This window comes from Mitsuaria sp. TWR114, from assembly GCF_007997345.1.
This window is the reverse complement of sequence record NZ_VOSR01000796.1, coordinates 1-4,936: the sequence shown is the minus strand read 5'-3', so window position 1 is coordinate 4,936 and position 4,936 is coordinate 1. Positions and strand designations below refer to the sequence as shown.

Genomic DNA, 4,936 nt, shown 5'->3' with positions numbered 1-4,936 from the left:
GCGCGCCTGCTCGGCGCGGGCCAGCGCGATGGCGAGGTCCAGGTTCTGGTCGAGCGCGCGCTGGACGATGGCGCTCAATGCCGGATCGTCGAAGCCTTGCCACCAGGCGGCCAGCGCCGCAGGCGAGTCGCCGGTCTGGCGCTGCGAGATCAGCGCCTGGCCGGCGAACTGCTCATCGAGCGCGCGAGGGCGGCCGGCCGGATCGGTCATCGGCGCGCAAGCGGCGAGCGCCGCGGCGAGCACGGCGCCCAGCGCCAGGTTCAGCGAAGCGGAGCGCCGTGGCAGGCGGGCAGTGGAGGAAAGCGGGAGCGTCATGGCGGAACTCCAGGAAGTGCGGCGCGATGGAGGGGGCGGGCGCGAAACTCAATGGGCATCGGCGGACGGGGCGGACGGCGGCGCGATCTTGCGCAGCAGCGGTACGAACAGCAGCGCCGCGACGAAGCAGACCATCACGAGCAGGAAGGCGTCGGAGAAGGTCATCGTCACCGCCTCGCGGTAGGTCAGCGACCAGAGCTGGCGCAGCGCCGCGGTGGCCGCATCGCCCGAAGGCAGCGAGGACAGCGGCGCGCCGGCGGAGGCGAGGAAGCCGCTCATCGCCTCGTTGCCGTCATGCAGGCGCTCGGCCAGGCGCTGGAAGTGCAGATTGGTGCGATCGTTGAGCACCGTCGCGCAGGCCGCGATGCCGATGGCGCCGCCCAGGTTGCGCATCAGGTTGAACAGTCCCGAGGCCAGCTTGAGCCGCGCTGGCGGCAGCGCGCCGAGCGCCAGCGTCACCACCGGCGGCACGCTGAGCTGCTGCGCCATGCCGCGCAGCGCCTGCGGCAGCAGCAGCTGATGCGCGCCCCAGTCGTGCGTGATCGGCATGAACTCCCACATCGAGAGCGCGAACAGCGCGAGCCCCGCGAAGAGGATCCAGCGCAGGTCGAAGCGGCTGGCGAGGAAGGCGTAGAGCGGGATGCTCATCACCTGGAACACGCCGGTGGAGAACACGGCCAGGCCGATGTCCAGCGCGCCATAGCCGCGCACGCGGCCGAGGAACAGCGGCGTGAGGTAGATGGTGGCGAAGATGCCGATGCCGGTGATGAATGAGAACAGGCTGCCGAGCGCGAAGTTGCGGTCCTTGAGCGCGCGCAGGTCCACGATGGGCCGCGCGGCGGTCAGGCTGCGCCCGATGAAGGCGAGGCCGCTCAGTGCGGCGGTCCAGGCGGTGACGGTGATGGTCGTGTCGCCGAACCAGTTCCAGCGCGGGCCTTCCTCGAGCGTGTACTCGAGGCAGCCCAGGAACACCGCGAGCAGCGCCATCGACAGGTAGTCGGCGCCCTTGAGCAGCGAGAGGTCGGGCTTGTCCACGCGCACCATCAGCGGCACGACGACGGTGACGACGAGGCCGGGCAGCAGGTTGATGTAGAAGAGCCACTGCCACGACAGCATGTCGGTGATCCAGCCGCCGACGACTGGCCCGAGCGTCGGCGCGAGCGAGGCGATGGCGCCGATGGTGGCCGCGGCGATGACGCGCTGCTTGCCGTCGAAGTACATGAAGGCGGTGGTGAAGACCATCGGGATCATGGAGCCGCCGAGAAATCCCTGCAGCGCGCGGAACGCGATCATGCTCTGGATGTTCCAGGCCAGGCCGCACAGCAGGCTGGTCAGTGTGAAGCCCAGCGCCGAGGCGGCGAACAGCCAGCGCGTGGACATCACGCTGGCGAGCCAGCCCGACAGCGGGATGACGATGATCTCGGCGATCAGGTAGCTGGTCTGGACCCAGGTGGTGTCGTCGGCGCCGGCGGAGAGGCCACCGCCGATGTCGCGCAGCGAGGCCGAGACGATCTGGATGTCCAGCAGCGCGATGAACATGCCGATGCACATCGTCGCGAAGGCGAGCACCTTGTCGCGCGTGCTCAGCTGGGCGACGGGGATGACGTCGTTGGACCAGAAGGCGGGACGCGCGCGCGGCGGCATCGATGCCGGCGCTGGCGGAGACGGGGAAGCAGTGAGCGCGGTGCTCATGGCAGGCTCGCGGTCTTGGCGGACGGGGCGGCGGTGTCTGCGGCGGTGTCGACCTCGACCACGACGGACAGTCCGGGGCGCAGCCGGCCGAGACGGTCATCCGCGGCGTCGAGCTGGATGCGCACCGGCACGCGCTGGACGATCTTGGTGAAGTTGCCGGTGGCGTTCTCGGCCGGCAGCACGCTGAACTGCGCGCCCGTCGCGGGCGCCAGGCTGCCGAGCCGCCCGTACATCACGACGCCGGGCCAGGCGTCGGCGCGGATGCGCACGGGCTGTCCGGCCTGCATGCGGGCGAGCTGGTCTTCCTTGAAGTTGGCGTCGACCCAGAGGCCCTGCGCGGGGACGACCGACATCAGCGGCGTACCGACGCCGACATAGGTGCCCAGCCGCGCCTTGCGGTTGCCGATGTAGCCATCGCGCGGCGCGCGCAGTTCCGTGTAGCCGACGTTCAGGCGCGCGAGTTCGCGTTCGGCGCGGGCCTGGTCGAGCGCGGCCTGCGCCTGGCGCTTCTGCGTCGCGATGACGTCGAGCTGGCGCTCGGCGGCGAGTTGCTCGGCACGGGCGCGGGCGGAGCCGGCCTGCGCGGTCTTGAAGGCGGCCTCGGCGCGCTGGCTGCTTTCGACCGAGACAGCCGAGCGCCGCACCAGATCCTGATAGCGCGCGAAGTCGTCGCGGGCACGCTGCTCCTCGGCGGAGGCCGCGGCGATGCCGGCGCTCGCCTTGGCGATCACGCCTGCTGCAGCGCGGCGGCCGCGGCCAGGTTGGCGATGGCGGCCTCCTGTGCTTCGACGGCGCCGGTGGCGCGCTGCAGGGCGGCGTCGTAGTCGCGCGCGTCGATGCGGGCCAGCAGCTCGCCGGCGCGCACGAACTGGTTGTCCGTGACCGGCAGCTCGGCGATGTAGCCGCCGACCTTCGCGCCGACGACGGTGATGTCGCCGCCGACGTAGGCGTCGTCGGTCTCCTCATGGAAGCGGCCTGTGGTCCACCAGTGGGCGCCATAGGCGCCGGCCGCGAGCACGGCGGCGGTCAGCGCGGCCCACGACAGCGCGGTGCGGCCGAACGGCCTGCGCGAGCCAGCGGAGGACGCGGGAGGAAGAGAAGGAGCGGGAGGCGCGGGAGGAACGGGTGCCGGGGAAGCGGCCGTGGCGGTGGCGTTGGGGGAAGAGGCGGTCATGCGGAGCTCCGGCATCGAGGGCCCGCCGGGGCGGCGGGTGATGGAGCGGACTATAGGAACGTCACTTTCATGATGGAAGTGACTGGCGGTGGAATGCACTGTTCCGGATTCGTCAACTGACTTCCATGATGGAAGTCAGTGAGAATGGCGGGGCAACCCAAGGAGACCGCCGATGCGCCGCACGAGTTTCGAGGAGATGGCCTGCCCGGTGGCGCGTACGGCCGACATGCTGGGTGACAGCTGGAGCGTGCTGATCCTGCGCGAGGTGTTTTATGGGCATCACCGCTTCGACGAGTTCGTGACCGAGCTCGGCATTGCGTCCAATACGCTGACGCGGCGGCTGGCGGAGCTGGTGGATCGCGGGTTGCTGGAGAAGCGGCCCTACAGCGAGAAGCCGCCGCGCTTCGAGTACGTGCTGACGCCCAAGGGCCGCGATTTCCGGCCAGTGATGCTGACGATGCTGAACTGGGGCAACCGGCACGCGGCGTTGAAGGGCAAGCCGATGCGGCTCATCGACACGGAGACCGGCGAGCCGGTGGAGCTGCAGCTGATCGATGCTCGCACGGGCAAGGCGATCGGGCCGCAGCACAAGGTGGAGCGGCGCTCGGCCGCGCCGCGGCGCGTCGAGCTGTTCGACTTCGATGGGGAAGTGAAGAACGAGGCGGGCGCTTAGCGCGGATGGCCATCGTGCGCGTTCCCGGCGAGCGCCCTCAGCGCTGCACCAGCGCGAGCTTGACGCCCAGTCCCACGAAGGCGGCCGCGAAGCCGCGTCGCATCCAGCGCAGCACCGGCGGGCGGGACAGCACGCGGTCGCGCATCGCGGCGGCGAAGACGCCATAGACCGCGAACACGCCGAAGGTCATCGCCATGAAGACGAGGGACAGCTCGAGCATCAAGGGCGTCGGGCGGGGCTCGTCGTGGGCGATGAACTGCGGCAGGAAGGCGACGAAGAAGATCGACAGCTTGGGATTGAGCAGGTTCACCAGCACTGCGTGGGCGACGATCTCGCGCGCGGAGCGAGGCGGTCCGGCGGCATCGATGGCGAGCGCGCCGCGCTCGCGCAGCGACATCCAGGCCATGTAGAGCAGGTAGGCAACGCCGGCGCACTTCACGAGGTCGAACGCGAGCGCGCTCGCATGCAGCAGCGCGGCCAGGCCGGTGATCGCAGCCAGCATGTGCGGCACGATGCCGGAGGGTGCAGCCGAAGGCGGCCGCGAGCGCGGCCCGTCCGCCGCTGGACAGGCCGGCGGCGAGCGTCACCAGCGCGCCGGTGCCGGGCGAAGCCACGACGATCAGCGAGGTGACCAGGAACTCGGGATTGGAGAGCGAGGAGAAGGGCACGGCGGACCTCGATGCGATGGCTGCGGAGAGCGCATGGTCGGGCCGCGAGGGGCGGCGCGTCTTGGACGAAATTGCAGGGCCGGGCGGCTCAGCGCAGCGCGGCCGCGTAGACGCCGGGCGGGATGCCGAAGCAGCGGACGAAGTGGCGCGTGAGGTGGCTCTGGTCGCAGAAGCCGCTGGCGGCGGCGGCCTCGGCGAGCGGGGTGCCCAGGCCGATGAGCCGGCGCGCGCGCTGCAGGCGGCGCTGGACGAGATAGGCATGCGGCGGCAGGCCGGTCGCGCGGGTGAAGGCGCGCAGGAACTGGAAGCGGCTCAGGCCGGCCTCGCGGGCGAGGTCGGTGAGGCTCGCCGGGGAGGCGAGTTCGTCATCGAGGCGGGCGCGGGCGGCGGCGATGCCGGAAGGGAGCGCGGTCG

The 4,936-nt window shown here is 71.0% G+C and carries 6 protein-coding genes and 1 pseudogene; 1 reads left to right on the top strand and 6 read right to left on the bottom strand.

The window, feature by feature from the left end:
- From FUT87_RS24305 to FUT87_RS31855, 4 genes and pseudogenes are all read right to left on the bottom strand, one after another.
- A pseudogene (locus FUT87_RS24305) lies at nt 1-315 on the bottom strand (hypothetical protein); the annotation flags it as partial.
- 48 nt (nt 316-363) lie between these two features.
- Complete coding sequence (locus FUT87_RS24300; protein WP_147242656.1) at nt 364-2,007, bottom strand: DHA2 family efflux MFS transporter permease subunit; 1,644 nt, start codon at nt 2,005-2,007, stop codon at nt 364-366.
- Nucleotides 2,004-2,738, bottom strand: coding sequence for an HlyD family secretion protein (locus FUT87_RS31860; RefSeq protein WP_404935440.1), 735 nt, complete (start codon nt 2,736-2,738; stop codon nt 2,004-2,006). The genes FUT87_RS24300 and FUT87_RS31860 overlap by 4 nt, the downstream gene beginning before the upstream one ends.
- Complete coding sequence (locus FUT87_RS31855) at nt 2,735-3,181, bottom strand: biotin/lipoyl-binding protein (RefSeq protein WP_404935439.1); 447 nt, start codon at nt 3,179-3,181, stop codon at nt 2,735-2,737. Before FUT87_RS31855 ends, FUT87_RS31860 begins: the two co-directional genes overlap by 4 nt.
- A gap of 172 nt (nt 3,182-3,353) precedes the next feature.
- Here FUT87_RS31855 and FUT87_RS24290 point away from each other — a divergent pair, with 172 nt between their 5' ends.
- On the top strand, nt 3,354-3,854 hold the full coding sequence (locus FUT87_RS24290) for a helix-turn-helix domain-containing protein (protein ID WP_147242655.1): 501 nt from the start codon (nt 3,354-3,356) through the stop codon (nt 3,852-3,854).
- Nucleotides 3,855-3,891: 37 nt separating this feature from the next.
- Here the strand turns inward: FUT87_RS24290 and FUT87_RS24285 are convergent, their stop codons facing one another.
- Together FUT87_RS24285 and FUT87_RS24280 are read right to left on the bottom strand one after the other, a co-directional pair.
- Nucleotides 3,892-4,356, bottom strand: coding sequence for a LysE family translocator (locus tag FUT87_RS24285; protein ID WP_310735324.1), 465 nt, complete (start codon nt 4,354-4,356; stop codon nt 3,892-3,894).
- Between the two features lie 254 nt (nt 4,357-4,610).
- A partial coding sequence (locus tag FUT87_RS24280) for a helix-turn-helix domain-containing protein (RefSeq protein ID WP_147242654.1) occupies nt 4,611-4,936 on the bottom strand: 326 nt, incomplete at its 5' end.

Excerpts from the sequence above, each read along its gene's own strand:
- FUT87_RS31855 (WP_404935439.1), bottom strand. The coding sequence starts at position 3,181 with ATGACCGCCTCTTCCCCCAACGCCACCGCCACGGCCGCTTCCCCGGCA.
- FUT87_RS24285 (WP_310735324.1), bottom strand. The coding sequence starts at position 4,356 with ATGCTGGCTGCGATCACCGGCCTGGCCGCGCTGCTGCATGCGAGCGCG.
- FUT87_RS24300 (WP_147242656.1), bottom strand. The coding sequence starts at position 2,007 with ATGAGCACCGCGCTCACTGCTTCCCCGTCTCCGCCAGCGCCGGCATCG.
- FUT87_RS24290 (WP_147242655.1), top strand. The coding sequence starts at position 3,354 with ATGCGCCGCACGAGTTTCGAGGAGATGGCCTGCCCGGTGGCGCGTACG.